Source organism: Bacillus sp. mrc49 (genome assembly GCF_002803435.1).
In genome coordinates this window covers 1-294 of sequence record NZ_PHNG01000362.1, presented here as the reverse complement: position 1 = coordinate 294, position 294 = coordinate 1, and the positions used below count along the sequence as shown (strand labels likewise).

Below are 294 nucleotides of genomic sequence, written 5' to 3'. Positions count from 1 at the left end.
CAAGAAGAATACGCCCCAGAAGCATACTGCCCCACCGACGACTCCTATGATGATCGAGGATGCAGGCGTCACGAATCCGCAAGCGGGTGTAATGGCAACCAACCCGGAAATCGCTCCGGATACTGCTCCAAGCAATGTCGCCTTTTTATTTGCCATGTACTCAACGATCAGCCAGCCTATGATGCCAGCAGCTGCAGCCACGGCTGTATTCACGAATACCGTCATTGCCACTGCATTGATCGTCAAAGCGCTTCCGACGTTAAAACCGTACCACCCGAACCATATTAATGATCC

General features: G+C 52.0%; 1 pseudogene. It reads right to left on the bottom strand.

Annotated elements, in window-relative coordinates:
* Positions 1 to 294, bottom strand: a pseudogene (locus CVN76_RS02325) (ammonium transporter); the annotation flags it as partial.